This is a genomic window from Terrabacter aeriphilus (assembly GCF_039542985.1).
Lineage (GTDB): Bacteria > Actinomycetota > Actinomycetes > Actinomycetales > Dermatophilaceae > Terrabacter > Terrabacter aeriphilus.
In genome coordinates this window covers 14,847-33,819 of record NZ_BAABIW010000019.1, presented here as the reverse complement: position 1 = coordinate 33,819, position 18,973 = coordinate 14,847, and the positions used below count along the sequence as shown (strand labels likewise).

General features: G+C 74.4%; 16 protein-coding genes. 6 read left to right on the top strand and 10 right to left on the bottom strand.

The features are described 5' to 3' along the window. The first annotated feature begins 44 nt into the window (after positions 1-44). Positions 45-773, top strand: coding sequence for a helix-turn-helix transcriptional regulator (locus ABD979_RS15405; protein ID WP_345508380.1), 729 nt, complete (start codon positions 45-47; stop codon positions 771-773). A gap of 30 nt (positions 774-803) precedes the next feature. On the opposite strand, the gene ABD979_RS15400 is transcribed toward ABD979_RS15405, so the two are convergent. Both ABD979_RS15400 and ABD979_RS15395 read right to left on the bottom strand, forming a co-directional pair. Continuing rightward, positions 804-2,870: a transglycosylase domain-containing protein gene (locus ABD979_RS15400; RefSeq protein ID WP_345508379.1), complete on the bottom strand. Its 2,067-nt coding sequence runs from the start codon at positions 2,868-2,870 to the stop codon at positions 804-806. Between the two features lie 71 nt (positions 2,871-2,941). After that, entirely contained in the window at positions 2,942-3,937 is a 996-nt protein-coding gene (locus ABD979_RS15395) for an aldose epimerase family protein (RefSeq protein ID WP_345508378.1), read from the bottom strand. Between the two features lie 260 nt (positions 3,938-4,197). Here ABD979_RS15395 and ABD979_RS15390 point away from each other — a divergent pair, with 260 nt between their 5' ends. Then, a complete protein-coding gene (locus tag ABD979_RS15390; protein ID WP_345508388.1) occupies positions 4,198-7,584 on the top strand; it encodes an ATP-binding cassette domain-containing protein in 3,387 nt (1,128 codons plus the stop codon). 87 nt (positions 7,585-7,671) lie between these two features. Continuing rightward, on the top strand, positions 7,672-8,604 hold the full coding sequence (locus tag ABD979_RS15385) for an NAD-dependent epimerase/dehydratase family protein (protein WP_345508377.1): 933 nt from the start codon (positions 7,672-7,674) through the stop codon (positions 8,602-8,604). Between the two features lie 54 nt (positions 8,605-8,658). On the opposite strand, the gene ABD979_RS15380 is transcribed toward ABD979_RS15385, so the two are convergent. The 3 genes from ABD979_RS15380 to ABD979_RS15370 all read right to left on the bottom strand — a co-directional run bounded on the left by ABD979_RS15380 (position 8,659) and on the right by ABD979_RS15370 (position 11,212). Beyond that, on the bottom strand, positions 8,659-9,621 hold the full coding sequence (locus ABD979_RS15380) for an MBL fold metallo-hydrolase (protein ID WP_345508387.1): 963 nt from the start codon (positions 9,619-9,621) through the stop codon (positions 8,659-8,661). Then, positions 9,539-10,333 carry a sigma-70 family RNA polymerase sigma factor gene (locus tag ABD979_RS15375; protein WP_345508376.1) on the bottom strand — a complete coding sequence of 265 codons (795 nt, stop codon included), beginning with the start codon at positions 10,331-10,333 and terminating at the stop codon, positions 9,539-9,541. The genes ABD979_RS15380 and ABD979_RS15375 overlap by 83 nt, the downstream gene beginning before the upstream one ends. Positions 10,334-10,504: 171 nt before the next feature. After that, entirely contained in the window at positions 10,505-11,212 is a 708-nt protein-coding gene (locus tag ABD979_RS15370) for a hypothetical protein (RefSeq protein ID WP_345508375.1), read from the bottom strand. Positions 11,213-11,488: 276 nt separating this feature from the next. On the opposite strand from ABD979_RS15370, the gene ABD979_RS15365 reads away from it, so the two are divergent. Further along, positions 11,489-11,785 (top strand): helix-turn-helix domain-containing protein, encoded by a 297-nt coding sequence (locus ABD979_RS15365; protein WP_345508374.1) that lies wholly within the window; start codon positions 11,489-11,491, stop codon positions 11,783-11,785. 195 nt (positions 11,786-11,980) lie between these two features. On the opposite strand, the gene ABD979_RS15360 is transcribed toward ABD979_RS15365, so the two are convergent. Beyond that, positions 11,981-12,478, bottom strand: coding sequence for a hemerythrin domain-containing protein (locus ABD979_RS15360; protein ID WP_345508372.1), 498 nt, complete (start codon positions 12,476-12,478; stop codon positions 11,981-11,983). Between the two features lie 177 nt (positions 12,479-12,655). On the opposite strand from ABD979_RS15360, the gene ABD979_RS15355 reads away from it, so the two are divergent. Both ABD979_RS15355 and ABD979_RS15350 read left to right on the top strand, forming a co-directional pair. Further along, positions 12,656-14,251 carry a phytoene desaturase family protein gene (locus tag ABD979_RS15355; protein WP_345508371.1) on the top strand — a complete coding sequence of 532 codons (1,596 nt, stop codon included), beginning with the start codon at positions 12,656-12,658 and terminating at the stop codon, positions 14,249-14,251. Next, positions 14,248-14,703, top strand: a complete 456-nt coding sequence (locus ABD979_RS15350) for an SRPBCC family protein (protein ID WP_345508370.1) — start codon at positions 14,248-14,250, stop codon at positions 14,701-14,703. The genes ABD979_RS15355 and ABD979_RS15350 overlap by 4 nt, the downstream gene beginning before the upstream one ends. A 19-nt stretch (positions 14,704-14,722) precedes the next feature. On the opposite strand, the gene ABD979_RS15345 is transcribed toward ABD979_RS15350, so the two are convergent. From ABD979_RS15345 to ABD979_RS15330, 4 genes are read right to left on the bottom strand one after another with little or no spacing between them, the layout of a single operon-like run. After that, a complete protein-coding gene (locus tag ABD979_RS15345; protein ID WP_345508369.1) occupies positions 14,723-15,631 on the bottom strand; it encodes a glycosyltransferase family 2 protein in 909 nt (302 codons plus the stop codon). Beyond that, positions 15,628-16,680 carry a glycosyltransferase gene (locus ABD979_RS15340; protein WP_345508368.1) on the bottom strand — a complete coding sequence of 351 codons (1,053 nt, stop codon included), beginning with the start codon at positions 16,678-16,680 and terminating at the stop codon, positions 15,628-15,630. The genes ABD979_RS15345 and ABD979_RS15340 overlap by 4 nt, the downstream gene beginning before the upstream one ends. Beyond that, positions 16,677-17,777, bottom strand: coding sequence for a glycosyltransferase (locus ABD979_RS15335; RefSeq protein WP_345508367.1), 1,101 nt, complete (start codon positions 17,775-17,777; stop codon positions 16,677-16,679). Before ABD979_RS15335 ends, ABD979_RS15340 begins: the two co-directional genes overlap by 4 nt. After that, positions 17,765-18,892 carry a glycosyltransferase gene (locus tag ABD979_RS15330; protein WP_345508366.1) on the bottom strand — a complete coding sequence of 376 codons (1,128 nt, stop codon included), beginning with the start codon at positions 18,890-18,892 and terminating at the stop codon, positions 17,765-17,767. Before ABD979_RS15330 ends, ABD979_RS15335 begins: the two co-directional genes overlap by 13 nt. Between the last annotated feature and the right edge of the window lie 81 nt (positions 18,893-18,973).

Below are 18,973 nucleotides of genomic sequence, written 5' to 3'. Positions count from 1 at the left end.
CTATCCTCCAAATCATGTAAACGAGCGCCACGGTGGAGGACCTGATGCGTGATGCGGTGGTGGAGGCGGTGGCTGACGCCGAGGGAGTCGGTGGCACCCGACGGGCGGTGCTCGACCTCGTCCTGGCCGAGTCCGGCGACCCGCGCACCGACGGCTCCGGCCTGACGGCGGCACAGGTCGGCCGCCTGCTCGGCATCCACGTGACCACGGCCCGCTGGCACCTCGAGCGCCTCGTCGCCGCGGGCCAACTCGTCGCCGGCGAGCGGCGCGGTGGGGTGGGTCGTCCCCGCAAGGTCTATCGCACGGCCGGGGCGCACGCCCCGGGCCTCGGCGGTGCGGACGCTCTCGACTCCTTCGCGGCGCTGCTGATCTCCACGTGGGCGCAGGCCCGCGAGGGCGGCGAGCGCGTGGCCCCGGAAGAGGCCGGGGCGCGGTGGGTCGCCGACCGTACCAGCGCGGACGCCTCGACGCGGGCCCCGGCCGGCACGACCGGGGCGTGGCTCGGCAAGGTGGGCCTCACGGTCGACATCCTTGCCGAGTGGGGCTACGAGCCCGAGCTGCAGACGGCTGACCGCGGCCGTTCGGTCGAGCTCACCCTGCACGACTGCCCGTTCGCAGCCATGGCGCGCGACCACCCGGAGGTCGTCTGCGGCATACACCTCGGCCTGCTCAGGGGCACGCTCGCCGCGGTGGGGGAGCCCGACGCCGGTGTCGAGCTGCAGCCCTTCGTCACCGCGTCGTCGTGCACGGCGCGGATGACGCGCGCCCACTGAGGTGGGTGCTCGACCGGAGCCTCCCGGGCCTCAGGGCATCGGCACGGCGGGGAGGCCGCTCGAGACGGCGTCCATGATGCGGCGCCAGATCGGGGCGGCGTAGCAGGCGCCCGTCATCGAGGCGCACGTCTTGCCCGCCATCGACACGTCGAACATCGGGCGGTTCTGCTGCGTCGGGTTACCCACCCAGACCGCCGTCGCCAGCTGCGGGGTGTAGCCGACGAACCACGACTGCGCGTTGGCGTTCGACGTGCCGGTCTTGCCCGCCGACGGCCGCCCGGAGAGCTGGTTGAGGATGCCGGAGCCGTGGGTCATGTTGTCCTCGAGGAGCTGCGTCGTCTGCCGCACCGCGTGCGCGTCCGCGACCCGGGTGCACGTCTGGGCGACGGCGAGCAGCGTGCGGCCCGCGCGGGTGACGCTCGTGACCGGCCGCGTGCGGCACAGGACGCCGCCGGTGGCGAGGGCGGCATACGCGTCGGCCATCGTCTGCGGTGACACCTGCTGGGCGCCGAGCACCACCTGGGGCGGGTAGGTGCCGATCGGGCCGCCGCTCGCGTCGTGCACGCCGAAGGCGGTCATCGTGCTCCGGATCGCGCAGACCCCGATGCGACCGGCGAGCGCCACGAAGGCCGTGTTCGTCGACTGCTCGGTCGCCGTCGTCAGCGGCATCCGGCCGCCGTGCCACGCCTCGTCGTTGTAGACGCGCCACGGCCGCGACAGTCCGCACGGTTGGGGAAAGTCCTTGGGGCGGAACGTTGCCGGGTGCGTGCTGTCGGCAGCGGGCGCGTCGACGCTCGCGCCCGTGCCGAGCCCCTGCTCCATCGCCGTCACGAGCGAGAAGGCCTTGGCCGTCGAGCCGAACTGGAAGCCTCTCGACCCGCCGTAGCGCGCGTCGACCGCGTAGTCGAGCTCCGTCGTGCCGGCTGACGACCCGCTGCCGTATGCCGTGTCCTGCCCGAGCGCGACGACGTCGCCGGTCCCCGGTCGGGTCACGTAGGCCGCCGCCGCGACACCGAGCGCGTTGCCGCGCGGGGCCACCGCCTGCAGGGCCCGGTCGACGTCCCGCTCGGCGGCCGGGTCGAGCGTCGTGCGGACGGTGAGTCCGCCCCGGTAGAGCAGGTCGCGCCGCGCCCGGCGGGTCGGGCCGAGCTCGGGCTCCTGCTCGAGCCAGCTGACGACGAACGAGCAGAAGTAGGGGTGAGCGGAGCTGGCGCACGTCGTCGGCTCGTGGGTCACGTGCAGGTCCGCGGCGAGCGGACGGCGCACGGCGGCCTGCCACTGCGCGCGGCTGACGAGCCGCAGCGCGAGCATCCGGCCGAGCACGACGTCACGGCGCGCCTTGGCTGCGGCCGGGTGGGACACGGGGTCCGTGGTGCTCGGGCTCTGCACGAGACCCGCCAGCGTCGCCGCCTCGGTCAGGGTGAGGGCCGAGGCGTGGACGCCGAAGTAGCGCAGGGCCGCCGCCTCGACGCCGTAGGCGCCGGCGCCGTAGTAGGCGAGGTTGAGGTAGCTCTCGAGGATGCGGTCCTTGCTCCACGCGCGCTCGAGCGCGGCGGCATACCGCAGCTCGGTCAGCTTGCGCGGCAAGGTCTTCTCCACGGCGGCGGCGGCCGCCGCGTCGTGGCCGGCCGCGAGCGCCTGCGACTGCAGCGTCAGCTTGACGAGCTGCTGGGTCAGGGTCGAGGCGCCCTCGCCGGCGGTGCCGGTGCGCAGGTCCGACACGGCGGCGCGCACGAGTCCCTGCACGTCGACGGGTCCGTGCTCGTAGAACCGGCTGTCCTCGATGGCGACCTGGGCTTGCCGCATGACCGGCGCGACGGCCGCCAGCGGCACGACGACGCGGTCCTCGTCGCCGGGGGCGACGATGAGCGAGCCGTCGGCGGCGAGGATCTGCGAGCGCTGCTCGGGCGCTGCCGTCGTGAGCACCGACGGCAGCGAGGTGAAGTCCGTGACACCGGCCGAGGCGAGGGCGCCCACGGCCGCGAGCGGGGGAGCCGCCAGCCCTGCGCCCAGCGCGCCCACCACGAGCGCTGCTGCGACGAACGCGACGAGCAGCCGTCCCGTCCTCAGAGCTCCGTTCCCGCGGCGAGCGTCCACCCCTCGACGCTAGGCAGCGATCCTGCTCGTGGGGTGGGAGCCCGATGAACGTCAGCCGGGTGGTCGGGCGCTCAGGCGCTGAACGTCCAGGTGGTCGTGCTCGCGTAGGTCTCTTCGGGGCGCAGCACGTTCGACGGGAAGCCGGCGTGGTTGAGCGCATCGGGGAAACCCTGTGTCTCCAAGGCGATTCCCGCGTTGGGGCCGTATGCCGTGCCTGACGTCCCGACGACCGTGCCGTCGAAGTGCGCTCCGGTGTAGACCTGCACGCCGGGCTGGTCGCTCTCGACGACGAGCGTGCGGCCCGACGTGCCGCGCAGGGTGGCGACGTGGCGCAGCCCCGTGCCGCGCACCGCGAAGTTGTGGTCGATGCCGCCGCCGAGGCCGACCTGCTCGTCGTCGGTCGAGAGGGCGTCGGAGATGGGGCGGGACGTGCGGAAGTCGAAGGGCGTGCCCGTGACGTCGCGCTGCTCCCCGGTGGGCACGAGCCCGGCACCGACGACGGTGAAGGCGTCGGAGGAGAGCCTGAGGTGGTGGTCGTCGACGCGGCCGGAGGCCTCGCCGTCGAGGTTGAGGTAGGTGTGGTTGGTCAGGCTGACCGGGGTCGGGCGGTCGCTCGTCGCGGAGTAGCCGATGCTCACGACACCCGGCGCGACGGCATACGTCACCGTGACGTCGAGCGCGCCGGGGAAGCCCTGGTCGCCGTCCGGGCTGTGCAGGCCGAAGGTCACGTGGTCGGGCCCGCGGTCGAGCACCGTCCACTCGCGCCGGTCGAAGCCCTCCGGGCCGCCGTGCAGCGTGTTGCCCGCCTCGTTCGTGTCCACGCGGACCTCGACGCCGTCGAGGGTGAACCGCCCGCCGGCGATCCGGTTGCCGACGCGCCCGATCGTCGCCCCGAGGTAGTCGGTGCCGGTGCCGTAGAGCGCCGGGTCGGCGAACCCGAGCACGACGTCGACAGGTCCGCTGACGTCGTCGAGCACGAGGCGCCGCACGGCGGCCCCGGCCGTGACGACCTCGAGCAGGAGCCCGTCGGCGGTGAGCTCGATGAGCGTGGGCTCGGCGGTCGACATGGTGCTCCTCGGCTCGGTGGCCCTGGTGGGGCGGTCAGGCCGAAGTATGCCGGGCCCCGGACCAAAAGGAGAGGCGCGCTGTCGGTGGTCGTCGGTAGCGTTCGGTGATTGTGACCACGACGACGCAGGGGCAGCACGAGGCACAGGTCTCGAACGGGGACTCGAGGCCTGGACCGGCCACGCCGTCAGGGGTGCCGGCCGGCCGTGCGCCGGTCGACTGGCGCCGGGTGCGCCGTCCCCTGACGGTCGTCTGCTTCTCGATGTCGCTCGTCGGCGCCGTCGCCGCGTCGCTCGGCTCGATGGTGGCGGGTCGGCTCGCCGAGAACCCCACCTCGACCCTCGTGCTCCTGCTCGCGGCGGCCGTCGTCGGGGGAGCGCTCGTCGACACCGTCGCCAAGATGATGTGGGCGACGGTGTGCGACCGGGCCGAGGGCCGGCTGCGGGCCGACCTGCTCGACGCGGCCATGGCCCAGCCGCTCTCGGAGCTGTCGGAGCAGGCCGTCGGCGAGGTGCTCGACCGCATCGACGACGACACGTGGGAGGTCGGTCAGCTGATGCGCTGGGGCGTGTGGCAGGCCGTGCGCACGGCGCTCGCGTCCGGGCCGCTCTGGATCGTCGCGAGCCTCACCTGGTGGCCGGCTGCGATCCTCTTCCCGCTCACCGGCCTCGCGACCTACTGGGTCGTGCGCCGGCTGCTGCCACAGGTCGCCGAGCGCAAGGTCGTCGAGGAGGCCGCGTGGACCGACCACGCCGCCTCCACCGAGGAGGGCATCGCCGCCCGCGACGACCTGCGCACGGCGCTCGGCCAGGCCCACGTGCTCGGCCGCAACGCGCGGATGGCCGCTCGCGTGCACGCCGCGCTCGACCGGGTGCTCCAGGTCGAGGCCCGGATCACCCGGCGCAGCGGTGGTCTGCTCCACGGCGCGCTCGCCGCGGTCGCCGTCGTCGGCACCGCCCTCGTGCTCAGCGGCGCCCTCTCGACGGCCCGCCTCGTCACGCTCTTCCTCGTCACGACGATGTTCGTCGGCGGCGTCGACATGCTCGCGCGGCACCTGCCCGACCTGCAGGAGGGCTTCGGCGCCGTCCTGCGACTCCGCTCGATGCTCGCCTCGCCGGCCGAGCCCACCGGAGGTATGCCGCTGCCCGCGGGACCGCTCGACGTCGAGTTCCGGGGCCTCGAGTTCTCCTACGGCACGGGCACCTTCGCGCTGCGCGGTGTCGACCTCGTCGTCCCTGCGGGCCACACGTGCGCGCTCGTGGGGCGCACGGGCTCGGGCAAGTCGACGCTCGCCTCGCTCCTGTCGCGCGCCGTCGAGCCGCCGCGGGGCTCGGTCCGCCTCGGGGGCACCGACGTGCGCGACCTCGACCTCCAGCAGCTGCGGGCCGCCATCGGCGTCGTCACGCAACGCACCGAGGTGCTCGCCGGCACGCTGGCCGAGAACATGACGCTCTTCGGCGACGTGCCGCGTTCCCGAGTCGAGGCCGCCGTCGCCGAGCTCGGCCTCGTCGACTGGGTGGCCGGGCTGCCCGACGGGCTCGACACCATGCTCGGTCCGGGCGGCACCACGCTCTCCGCCGGGGAGGAGCAGCTGGTGGCCTTCGCCCGGCTGCTCGTGCGCGACGTCAGGGTCGTCGTGCTCGACGAGGCCACCGCGCGCATGGACCCCGTCACCGAGGCCCGGGTGGTGCGGGCCGCCGACCGGCTCATCTCCGGGCGCACGGGCATCCTCGTCGCGCACCGCCTCTCGACGACCGAACGGGCCGAGCAGGTCGCCGTGCTCGAGTCGGGCCGCGTGGTGCAGCAGGGCCCACGGGCCGAGCTCGCGGCCGCCGACGGGCCCTTCCGCCGGCTGCTCGACGCCGCCGCCCACGAGGTCGCCGTCGAGGAGCACCACCACGACGCGGCGGCCATCGGGTCGGTGCGGCGCAGCACCGTCCCGCCGCCGCCCCCGTCGCTCGCGCCGACGCCCAGCCTCGCCCGGCAGGTGCTGCACGCCGTGCGCATCCAGCCGCAGTGGGGCCTGCTCGGCGCCTCCCTCTTCCTCGTCGCCTCGGTCACCGGGGCCTTCGGGGCCGTCACCGGCTGGTTCTGGGGTCTCGTCGTCACCGACCTCCAGCAGGGACGCAACCCCGGGTGGCGCCTCGCCGCGCTCGTCGTCTCGCTCGTCGCCGGCCCGCTCGTGCTGTCGCAGGCGTTCCGGTCCTACCCGCACTGGTGGGTCGAGGTCCGCCTGCGGGTGCGCGCCGCCGTGCTCGCCGGCCAGACCGCCCAGCGCCGCCTCGAGCGCACCCCGGCGGGCGAGGTCGTCGCCCGCACCATGGATGCCGACCGGCTCGCCCGCTACACCGACCGCTGGGTCGACTTCGTCAACGGGCTCGTCGTGGCCGCCATGACCGCCCTCATCGCCCGCTCCTGGCTGGCCGGCGCCGTGCTGCTCGTCGTCATGGTCGTCTCGGCGCTCGCCTCCACCCTCGGCCGACCCGTCGCCGGCCGCTCGGCCGCGGCGGCCTCGACGGCCCGTGCCGGGTTCGGCCGCTCGCTCGTGTCGGCGCTCGAGTCCATCCGCACCGTCAAGCTCGCCGCGGCCACGCCGCAGGTGCACGAGCACCTGCGCCGGGTCGACGGCGGGCGGGTCGACGCCGCGGTGCGCGAGCACCGGGTGCAGGCCCTGCTCGACGGCGTGCCGGTCGTCATGGTCCAGTGCGGCGTGGTCGCCGCCTGGGCCGGCTACCTCCACGGCACGTGGACCCTCGCGATCGCGCTGCTCGTCGCCAACGCGGTCAGTGGCTTCGACTGGTTCGGCCGGGTCGCCGGCTCCGTCGTCACCGAGGCCCCCGGGGTGCGGTCGTGGATGAACGCCACGAGCCGGCTCGCCGGTGGAGGCGACCTGATGGACCTCCCCACGGGAATGGACCTCGTGCAGGGCGCCGCCGCGGCGCCCCGTCCCGGCGAGCGCGAGCCGCTGCGCACCCTCACGCTGCGCGACGTCACCGCCGTGCACGACGACGGCACCGTCGGCGTCGAGCACGTCGACCTGACCGTCGCGGCCGGCGAGCTCGTGCTGCTCCTCGGCCAGGTCGGGTCGGGCAAGTCGAGCCTGCTGTCGTCGCTCGCGGGGCTCACCGCGCACACCGGCGAGGTGGCCTGGAACGGCCGCGTGCTGAGCTCGCCGGAGGACGAGCTGCGGCCGGGCCGCGTGGCCCACATCGCCCAGGTGCCGCGCGTGCTCTCCGGCACCTTCACCGACAACGTCGCGCTCGACCACGCCGACCGGCGCGTCGAGCCGTCCCTCGCGGCGGCCCGGATGGAGCGCGACGTCGCCGAGGCCGGCGGACCGGACTCGCTCGTGGGTCACCGCGGCGTGCGGCTCTCGGGCGGTCAGGTGCAGCGCCTCGCCCTCGCCCGCGCGGTGGCCTGCGAGAGCGACCTGCTCCTCGCCGACGACGTCTCGTCGGCGCTCGACGCGGCGACCGAGATCGAGCTGTGGGCGGCGCTGCGCTCGGGCGGGGCCACGGTCATCGGTGCCACGAGCAAGGCGGCCGCGCTCGCCCAGGCCGACCGCGTCGTCGTCCTCGACGCGGGGCGGGTCGTGGCGGCGGCACCGTGGCGCGAGCTCAGCCCGAGCTGGGGCCACCTGGCGGGCTGACGCCACCGGCCGGCATACGGCCTCGGGCTGACAGGCGGCGGCGGCCCGGGGCCCCTCGGCGGGCGGCGCGCTCGTAGGGTGGCGGGCATGCGGACGGTCGTCATCGGCGGGACAGGACACATCGGCACCTACCTCGTGCCGGACCTCGTGCGCGCGGGGCACGACGTCGTCGTCGTGACGCGCGGGACGAGCCGGCCCTACCGGCCCGACCCGCGGTGGGAGCAGGTCGAGCAGCGCGCGTGCGACCGCACCGCCGCGGAGGCCGACGGTGCCTTCGGGTCGTTCGTCGCCGGGCTGCGGCCCGACGCCGTGGTCGACCTGACGTGCTTCACGCCCGAGCAGGCGCGCCAGCTCGTCGAGGCGCTCGACGGCCAGCACCTCGTGCAGACGGGGAGCGTCTGGTCCTACGGGCCGAGCACCCTCGTGCCGACGACCGAGGACGCGCCCAAACGGCCGTACGGCGACTACGGCGTCGGCAAGCTCGCCGTCGAGACCTACCTGATGTCGCAGGGCCGGGTCCGCGCGAGCGTCGTGCACCCGGGGCACATCAGCGGCCCGGGCTGGATGCCGATCGGACCCACCGGCAACGTCGACCCGGCCGTCATCGACCGGCTGCGCGCCGACGGCTCGTGCGTGCTGCCGGACCGCGGAGGGGAGACGATCCACCACGTGCACGCCGCGGACGTCGCCCGGCTCCACCAGGCGTGCCTCGAGCAGCCCGAGGCGGCGGCGGGGGAGAGCTTCAACAGCGTCTGCACCGAGGCGCTGACGCTGCGGGGCTACGCCGAGCTGCTCGCGCGGCACTTCGGCCACGAGCCGCGGCTGACGTTCCTGCCGTGGGCGGAGTTCGAGGGCACGCTGACGCCGGAGCAGGCCGAGCTGACGGTCGACCACCTCGCCCGGGCGCCGATGTTCTCGATGGACAAGGCGCGGCGGGTGCTCGGATTCGAGCCGGCGCACGGCGTCGTCGACACGGTCGTCGAGGCGATCGACGACTGGGTGTGGGCGAACCGGCGCTGATCCCGCCGGAGCGGATGAAGCCGGAGTGACGTCCAAAGCGTCAGCCCGGGCCCGTCAGGTCGGGCGCGTCAGGTCCAGTCGCTGGCCGGGATCGACCGGACGCATGCGGGTCGGGCCCGTCCCCTCTGCCGAGGCCAGGAAGTCGCGCAGGGGCGAGCGGAACACGCCGTAGTCGGCGTGGTGGACCGGCACCGCCTGGGCCGGGCGGACGCGGCGGAGGAAGTCGACGCCCTGCACGGCATCCATCGTCACGGTGTGCAGCAGCACCCGCGTGCCGCCCAGGTGCACGACGGCCGTGTCGACCGCCGGGAACCGGATCCTGATCTCGTCCAGGTGGCCCCCGGTCAGCGTGTCGCCGCTGACGTAGAGCCGGTGCCGCACCTGGCCGTCGACCCGGTGCTCGAGCATGGAGCCCATCACGGGTGGCAGCGCGGCACGAAGCAGACCACGCGCGTGGATCCCCGGCACCGCCGTGATCGTCAGCCGCTCGTCGCCGCGCACGAGCTCGGTGGCCTGCCACGGCTCGAGGCCCCGCGTCCTGAAGCCCCAGCTCCCGAGCCGACCGGCAGCCTGCGGCGTCGTGACGACGGGCTGCCCGCGGGGAAGGTCGCGTCGCGCCACACGGTCGAAGTGGTCGCCGTGCAGGTGCGATAGCACGACGGCGTCGAGGGTGGGGAGGTCGGCGATCCCGAGAGCGGGGTCGGTGAGGCGCCGTGACCACAGCCCCTTGCCGAGGTAGGCCCGCTGGCCGCAGTGCAGGAAGTTGGGGTCGGTGAGGAGGGTGAACGCCCCCAGCTCGAGCACGGTCGTCGCCGTGCCGACGAAGGTGAGAGCGGCTCGCGGTGTCGATGGGCCGTCGTACGCGGTGAGGTGGGGGTCACGCTCCGGCGGGCTGCTCGTTCCGCGTCGGCAGGGTGCATGGCACGCGCTCCGGTCAGACGGCGCGGCGGGCCGCGGCGTCGGTCGCCACTCCGGAGGCGTCGTGGTGGTCGTCGTCCATACTTTCCCGCAGGCCAGCCAGCGCGCGCTTGAGCATCCTCGAGACCTGCATCTGGCTCGCTCCCACCTCGTCGGCGATCTCGCGCTGCGTGGCCTCGTCGACGAAGCGCAGGAGCAGCACGCGGCGCGTGCGGTCGTCGAGGTCGCGCAGGGCCGCGGAGAGCGCGACGTGGTCGCAGACCTGCTCCAGCTCCGGATCCGTGACGGCGATCGTGGCCCCAAGGGTCGTCTCGTCGCCGCCCGCGGTCGGCGCGTCGATCGAGAGGGGACGGAAGCTCGAGTCGTTGGCGTCGGCCTCGGCCAGCATCTCCGCGGGCACTCCGAGCTCCTCGGCGAGCTCGGTGCGCGAGGGGGTGTGCCCGAGTTCCTGCTCCAGCTCCCGCCGCCGGATGCGGGCGGAGATCCTCAGCTCCTGCACGCGGCGTGACGGACGCACCATCCAGCCGTGGTCGCGGAAGTGGCGTTTGAGCTCGCCCGCGATGGTCGGCACGGCGAAAGCCGCGAAGGAGCAACCGTTGCCGACGTCGAAACGGCTGATCGCCTTGACGAGGGCGAGGCGCGCGACCTGCACGAGGTCCTCCTCCTCGATGCCCTTGTTGACGTAGCGGCGCGCCATCCCGTCGCTCAGTGGGAGGTAGAGCTCGACGATCTGCTCGTCGATGGATTGGACGAGCTGCGTCGAGATCTCCCCCCGGCGCTCGAAGAGCTCTCGGGTGAGGTCGTCGCGCACCTGGTGATCGGTACGCCTGTCTGCGTGGGTGGAACGTGCCATGGTGCTGCCCCGTCCAGAGGACGGCAGAGTCGGCACGGTAGTTCGACCGCTCGGCGTCCTTCGACCTTCACACACCCTGCAGGCATCGCGCCAGCCACGAAACGAAGACCTCGGTCGCGCGTGCTTGCGTCAGCCGCGCTCACGCTCCTCGAGCACGAGCCGGGCCAGGGCGATCACCGGGACGCCCGCGCGTCCTGCCGCCTCCACGAGCCGACGCCGCGTCCTGCCCCTGCTGACGGCGTGCGTCGCGGCGAGCACGGCCACCGCGGCTGCCACCGTCCGCTCGTCGGCAAGCACCCGCGGCGCCTCGGCAGCGGCGTCCCGGCTCCGGAAGGTGAGGTCGGCGTTGGCGACCGCTGCGGGCGCCCATCCACCCACCCTCTCGGCCAGCGTGGCGCGGCAGGTGTCGAACGTGTCGCGCCGACTCCCGTAGAGGCTGAGGTCCCCGACGACCCGGTCGCCGTCGACGATGGGGAGGCTGAGGCTGCTGAGGACACCCGGAGCGGCTTCGGCCTGCGCGGAGCGCTGCCAGGCGTCCTCGTCGAGCGGGTCTGCTGGACCGGGCGGCACTGGTCCCCTGGCCGACCCGTCACCGCGACCGGCGACTCGTGCCGGCCTTTCTCCCGGCTCGGGCGCCGTCCCTGCCGTGCATCCCGCCGTCCCCGCCACGTAGGTCAGCGTGATCGCCCGGCGCGCAAAGCTGAGGCTGAGGCCGACGAGGCCCGGGACCAGCGCCTCGGCGCGCTCCACGACGTCCTCGAGGTCCACCACGGCTCGCTCGTCGCCGGCGGCGGCCAGCCAGTCGAGGGCGTCACGGGTGGCGGGTACGGGCTCCATGGTGCGCCCGTACCCGAGATCGGGCGTCCGAGCGCCCCGGCTCGACCCCCCCGCCGTCCTCGCCGGAGAACCCGGGCTCACGCCCTGGGCAGGCCTCGGCCGCACCAACGGTTCTCGGGAGCCAAAACGCGGACGTCCGAGGTTTGGGTACGTGGAAGACAGGTCCGGACGGAGAGAGGGTGCACGGTGCAGGACGCGGGTGTCCCTCCGCCCACCGACCGAGGTGCGCTCACGGAAACCGCCGCACGGCGCACCCGGGGGACGGCATGTGCCTTCATGGACGCGAACGCGGCCAGTGCGATGAGCCTTGCTGAGATCGCCGCGTCAGCGCACGTCACGGTGCGCTCGATGCAGTACGCCTTCGCCGACGTCGGATCGACGCCGCTCGCCTACCTCCGTCACGTGCGCCTGGGCCGTGCCCATCTCGACCTGGTGGCGGGCAGCGCGGCACGGGGCGACTCCGTCACTGACATCGCCCAGACGTGGCTGTTCGGGCACCAGGGCCGGTTCGCCGCGGCCTACCGGGCGCGCTACGGCCTGCTACCGAGTGCCACGCTGGCTCGGCCTCGCTGACGTCGGGCCGCCCGGACTCAGTCCTCGACGTGGGGCAGGCTACGCAGGGCGCCGGCCCTCGCGCAGCTGAGGGCGTCGAACCAGCACCTCGAACGCCAGCTGGCCGAGATCGCCGGGCACGTCACCATGACCGGCCCGCAGCACTGGCTCGACCGGCACGGCCGCGGCGCGGTGTCCGCCGCGACCGCGACGACCTCACGACACGACGGCGTCGATGGCCTTCTTCATCGCGCTCGGCTGCTCAGGCCGGCGCGGAGCCCGCTCCCTGGCAGCGAGCAGCTCCTCGCCGAGCTCCTGCAGCGCCTTGCGACCCAAGCCCTCACGCACCTTGGGGAACCAGTCCTGCTCCTCCTCGTCCATGTGGTGCTCGACGTTCTCGATGAGCACCGTGGTCTTGGCATCGAAGCGCTCGTCGGTCGCGTCCATGGTCGACAGCTCGAGGCAGAGCACGTCGGCGACGTGGTGCTCCTCGTACGACTCCAGCACGTCGTCCTCGAGGTCGGGCAGCAGCTCCCGCACACGGGGGTACATCACCTCGTTCTCGATGTAGGTGTGCACCGTCAGCAGTTCGAGGATCGTCTCGACGATGCCCTGCTTCTGCACCGGAGACTGGCCCTGCTTGCGGAAGGCGCGGAACTGTTTGCGCACTTCCTGGTGGTCCTGCTTGAGCAGGACGATGGCATCCGTGGACATGTGACTCTCCTGACGTCGGGGCCGCCCACAACTCGCGGGTGGCGCATGGCCTCCCCCTACCCACTCGTAGCAGCGACCACCGTCGCACGGCAACGCCCGCCCGACCCACCGGTTGCAGTCGGGTTTCCCCCTGCGGCGCGGGGGTATGTTCCGGGCACTCCACCCCGAGAGGACATCGTGACCCCGGATGCCGTCGTCATCGGCAGCGGGCCCAACGGGCTCGTCGCCGCCAATCTCCTCGCCGACGCCGGCTGGTCGGTCGTCGTGCTCGAGGAGCAGGACCGGCCCGGCGGGGCGGTGTGGAGCGACGAGTCGGTCGCGCCCGGCCACGTCCACGACACCTTCAGCTCGTTCTACCCCCTGGCCGCGGGCTCGCCGACGGTGCAGGGCCTGCACCTCGAGGAGCACGGGCTCGAGTGGTCGCGGGCGCCGTCGGTGCTCGGCCACGCCTTCCCCGACGGGCGCTGGGCGGTGCTCCACGACGACCGCCACGACACCGCGAGCGCGCTCGAGGCCGCCGCTCCCGGTGACGGGCAGGCCTGGCTCGACCTCTGCGCGACGTGGGACCGCATCGGCGACGACCTCGTCCGCTGCCTGCTGAGCCCGTTCCCACCCGTGCGTGGCGGCGCGGGGATGGCCCTGCAGCTGGCTCGCGCGGGCGGCCTGGGGCTGGTGCGCGAGCTGCTCATGCCGGCCCGGTCGCTGACCGAGCACCGGTTCCGCGGGGAGGGCGCCCGGATGCTCGTCGCCGGCAACGCCGGCCACGCCGACATCCCCCTCGAGTCGCCCGGCTCGGCCGTCATGGGGCTGCTCCTCGCCATGCTCGGGCAGACGGTCGGCTTCCCGGTGCCCCGGGGCGGGGCGGCCGCGCTGAGCGGGGCCATGGTGCGGCGGCTCGAGTCGCTGGGCGGCGAGGTGCGGCTCGGCGAGCGTGCCACGCAGGTGTGCGTGCGCTCGGGTCGCGCGGTCGCCGTGCGCACGGCGTCGGGTGAGGTTCCCGTCGGCCGCGCGGTGCTGGCCGACGTCTCCGCGCCGGCGCTCTTCGGGGGCCTCGTGGGATGGGAGTCGCTGCCGACGAAGCTGCGCGACCGCATGTCCCGCTTCGAGTGGGACCCCTCGACCGTCAAGGTCGACTGGGCCCTGAGCGGACCCGTGCCCTGGTCGAACGCCCCCGACCGTGCGCCGGGAACCGTTCACGTCGCCGACTCGATGGACGACATGACCCTCGCCGGCGGGCAGGTGTCGGCCGGCCTCGTGCCGGAGCGGCCCTTCCTCCTCGTCGGGCAGATGGGTGTCGCCGACCACACGCGGGTGCCGGAGGGTGGAGAGGCGCTCTGGGCGTACACGCATGTGCCGCAACGGGTTCGGGGCGACGCCGCCGACGGCCGGCCCGGCGTGCGACCGGTCACCGGCAGCTGGCACGAGTCCGACCTCGAGGCCATGGCCGAGCGCATCGAGCAGCGCATCGAGGGCCGGGCGCCCGGCTTCCGCGACCGCATCACGGCGCGTCGCGTGCTCGGTCCGCGCGAGCTCGAGGCGCTGGACAGCAACCTCTTCGGTGGCGCGATCAACGGCGGCACCGCCGGCCTGCACCAACAGCTCGTCTTCCGCCCCGTGGCCGGCACGGGGCGACCCGAGACGCCGGTGCGGGGCCTCTACCTGGCGTCCGCGTCGGCGCACCCCGGAGGCGGGGTCCACGGCGCCTGCGGGGCCAACGCCGCGCGGGCCGCGCTGTGGCACCACCGAGCCCGACCACCCTGGAGGAAGCAATGAGCACCACGAAACGCGTCATCGGCGCCGAACCGGAGTCGGTCTTCGACGTCCTCGCCAACGGCTGGAGCTACAGCCAGTGGGTGGTGGGCGCCTCACGGGTGCGGGCGGTCTCCGAGGACTGGCCGGCGGAGGGCACGCACATCCACCACTCGGTGGGAGCCTGGCCGATGCTCCTCGACGACACCACCACCGTGGTCCGGTCCGAACGTCCCGGACTGCTCGAGCTCACCGTCCGCGCCTGGCCGACGGGCGAGGGGGCCGTGCGCATCTCGTGCCGTGCCGTGGCCGAGGGCACCGAGGTGACGATGGAGGAGGACGCGTCGAGGGGCCCGGCCCAGTTCGTGCCGAAGCCGTTGCGCGACGTCGTGCTCGACCGTCGCAACCGCGAGGCGCTGCGCCGGCTGGCCCTGCTCGCCGAGAAGGCCCACGACGACGAGGACCACCGCGCGTGACCTCAGCTCGGCAGCACCGTCAGCGCTGCCGAGCCACCCGGGCGTCGGCGAGGGCCGTGACCTCCCAGGCGCCGCCAGGTCGCCGCTGTGCGAGGCCGCGCTCGGCGAAGGCGTCGAGCCAGCCGGCCATCGGCCACCAGCCCCAGCGCTCCGCGAAGCGGTTGGCGTTCTCGACGACGTCGTGCAGGTGCGCCACGGGCGGCGAGCTCGTCGGGTGGTGCTGGTGGTAGGCCCGCGCGCCGCCGATCCACCGCAGGCCCCCGCCTGCCACGCGCAGCCGCTGGGCGAAGTCGGTGTCCTCACCGCCGTAGCCGACGTAGGTCGGGTCGAAGCCGCCGATCGCCGCCCACGAGCGCGCGCTCAGGGCGAACGACAGCGACCAGAAGAGATTGAGGTCGGTGCCGGGCAGCACCTCGTCGGGCCGGAGCACCGGCCGCGCCGGGTGCGGGTCGGCCATGGCGTCGAGGTCGAGCTCGAGGTAGTCGCGGCCGTCGGGCGCCGGGGGCAGGTAGGCGACCTCACCGCACCAGACGAGGGGCGTCCACGGATCTGACTGCAGCAGTTGGGGACCCGACTGCGTCGCGAGTCCTTCGGCATACCGCTCCACGAGCCCCGGTGACGGGATGCAGTCGACGTCGAGCAGCACGAGCTGGTCGGCGCCGGCCTCGAGGGCGACCTCGACACCCCGGTTGCGAGCGGCCGCGAGCGGGAGCTGCGGGCCCCGCCGCTGCACGTCGACGACGGTCGTGCGCCGAGCGCCGCGCGTCGAGTCCACGACCGCCCGCACCTCGGGGTCGTCCATGGCGACGACGACGTGCAGGTCGACGGGGCTCGTCTGGCGCGCGAGGCCGTGGAGCTGCCGGTCGAGGTGGGCGTGGCGCCCGTGCACGATCGTGACGACCGCGGTGGTCGGTGCGGTCGTGATCACGGGACCGTGACGGGCTCTGCCGCCGAGCCGACCGGGGGCGTCGAGAGCTCCTGCACCAGGGCCTCGAGGACCCTCGCGGCCGTGGCCGCGCCGTGACCGGAAGACCAGTGCTGCCAACGGGATCCGCCGATCTGGCGGGCTCGCGCGAGCAGCCCCGGCCATGCGCCGGGGTCGGTGGGCCATGCCGGCAGCCCGACGGCGAGGCCGAGCCGGTCGACCGCAGTGGCCGTGGCGACCTGCTCGTCGAAGGGCCGTGGCTGGGCCACGACGACGGCCGGCCGTCGCGCCGCGGCCACCTCGGCCACGGCGTTCTGGCCCCCGTGCGTCACGACGACGTCGGCCCGGGCGAGGTCGGCCCACAGGTCGCGGGACGGTGACGCGGGGGAGCACTCGACCCACTCCCAGCCGGGGGTGGCGGCCCGGGCCGCCTCGACCTGCGCCGACGACGTCTGCCGCCCGCCGCCGCCCCACACGACGAGCACCCGCGGTCGCCGCCCGGGCCCGCCGGCGCTGCCCTCGGCCGGAGTGCGGCCGTCGAACCGGGAGATGCCACCGACCGCGGCCAGCTTGCCGGTCCACGACTGGGGCCAGTCGCTGGAGTGCGCACCCTCCGGCCAGGGCGCCAGCAGCGCGTCCGCGAGGTCGTGCACCAGCCGGTGCGGGCGGTCGGTGCGACGCCCCGGGAGGGTGACGACGACCACCGGGACGCCGCTCAGCCGCACGGTGAGGGCGACCTCGACCGACACGTCGACGACGACGAGGGCGGGACGAGCCCGGGCCACCCAGTCGGCGACCTGCGCGGTGCGCGCGGCGAGCCCCGGGTCGTGTCGCGGCACCCAGTGGAGCGTGCCGTTCGCCGTCGGGTCGGTCGGGCCGCTCGGTTCGAGTGCTGCGGCGTCGTCCCGCGCCAGCCGCACCCACGGGCCCGTCCACCCCTGCGGCGGGGGGAGCGAGCTCAGGCCGGTCACCGGGACGTCGAGGTGGGCGGCCACCGCCTGGAGGCGGCTGACGTGGCCGAGTCCGTGGTGGTGGGCGTACCAGCCGATCACGCGGCGCCCTGCACGCTCGAGAGCGCCCGGTAGAGCGCGACGTAGTCGTCGACCATGCGTGTCACGGAGCAGTGCGCGACGGCGTGCTCGCGACACGCCCGGCGATCGAGGGCGGCCGCTGCCTCGATGGCCCCGGCTCCCTCGGCGGCCGTGGAGGCCGCCGGCAGGAGCACGCCGACCGGCGGGGTCACGAACTCCCGCAGCCCGCCGCGGTCGAGGGCCACGACGGGGGTGCCGCAGGCGAGCGACTCGGCGGCGACGAGTCCGTAGGGCTCGTCCCACTCAGGGGTGACGAGCGTGACGGCGCTCGAGCCGAAGAGGTCGGCGAGGCCACGGCTGTCGAGGTGACCGACGTGCTCGATGCCGTCGCCGAGCAGCGGCGCGACGACCTCGGCGAAGTAGGCCGGGTCGCCGACCGGTCCGGCGAGGCGCAGGCGGCGGCCCGCGGCCCGGGCGAGGGCGATCGCGCGGTGGGGAGCCTTCTCGGGCACGAGCCTCCCGGCCCAGGCGAGGTCGGGCCCGCCCGATCCGGGCAGCCAACGCTCCGTGTCGACGCCGTTGTGCACGACACCCGGCCGCACGACGTGCGACCAGGAGCGCGCCGTGTGCTCGCTCACGGCGACGTAGTGGCTGTTGCGACGGTGCTGCAGGCTGCGTCGCGTGCCCGACGCACCCGTGTCGATGGCGATGGCCGGCTCGAGCCACGGCGTGGGCGGGGTGTGCAGCGTCGTGAGCACCGGCGCGGGCAGCGAGCTCGCCATCGCGACGGGGAGGTGGTGCAGGCTGTTGTTGTGCACGATGTCGACGTCGCTTCGGCCCTGCAGCGCGAGCAGCACCTGGAGGTAGGCGTGGTGCTCGCGCAGCCACCGCTCCGGCACCATCGAGACGTCCTGGCGGGCGGCGGCCGTCAGCTGCAGCGGTGCCACGTCGAGTGGCACCGCGCCGAGCGCCGGGTCGCTGCCGGGCGCCGCGAAGAGCGAGACCTCGATGCCCCGGTCGACGAGACCGCGGGCGAGGTGCCACGTCAGCGACTCGAGGCCTCCCGCGAAGGGCTCGGCGACGGCATACGCCGAGGCGGCGAGGATCACGACGTGCACACAACACCCCCGGAGGCCACGGTGTCGAGCACCGCTGCGTAGACCTCGTCGTGCACCCGGGCGATCTCGGCCCGCTCACGCGCCCGCTCGAGCGGGTCGGCCCGCCACTGCGGTCGCTCGCGGTGCGCCGTCAGGAGCGCGTCGCGCAGCGAGCCCGTCGCCACGGGGCGCTCGCTCCGACCGGAGTCGGAGTCGGAGTCGTGGGCGACCGCGTAGAGCAGGCAGGGGCGCTGGTCCGCGTAGTAGCCGCAGTCGGGCGCGATCACCGTGGTGCCGAGGTCGTGGCAGGCCTCGAGCCAGCCGGAGTGCGTGCCGAAGCGGTAGGGCAGTAGCGAGACGTCGAGCGACTCGAGGTAGTCCCAGAGCTCGTCGTCGGTGAAGTAGTCGTGCACGTGCAGCTCGATGTCGGCGCGACGCTCCAGCTCGCGCAGGCGCGTCGCGAGCCCCTCGTCGTGGCGGGCGAAGCCTGGGGTCATGACGTCGGTGTGCGCATCGACCCGCAACCGCGCGCCCGGCATGAGCGGAAGCGCCTCGGCGACGGCCTCGATGACCGGGAGCGGGTCCATGCCGGCCCGCAGGCTCTTCGCGTGGACCCCGACGACGAAGGGGTCGCCCGGCCGGCGCTGCCGCCGGGGTAGGGAGAGCCGCGGCTCCTCGACGACGTGCGGGTGCGGCACGACGGTGGCCTCGCGGCCCCAACGGGTCCGCACCTGCTGGGCCGCGCCGCGCGTGAGGGTGAGCAGCGCGTCGGCGGCCGGCACGAGCACGTCGAGCTGCGCGTCGTGCAGGGCGCGGTCGAGCTGGTGCGGGTTGCGCAGGTCGTGCACGGTGAGCACGAGCGGCTTGCCGTGGCGCCGCAGGCACGCGACGAGGTCCTCGAGGTCGGCAGGCGAGACGGCGTCGAAGCCGAAGTGGACGTGCATGAGGTCGAAGTCGTCGGCGTGCGCGTCGACCCAGCCGGGCTCGAGCATCCGGGGCGGCCACCACTGCGCGTCGGGCACGTCGGCCCGGGGCCGGGGGTCGGCCAGCCGCACCACCGTCGGTGCGCCGACGGGCGGGTCGAGGTGTCGTACGTACACGTGGCCGGCAGGGACGGAGGCGATGACAGGGGTCACGCAGGAGCCTTTCGGGCTACCGGGCTCCGCTCGGTGCGGAACCGGCGGCGGGGTGGTCGAGGCCGCGTGGTTGGAGCCTGT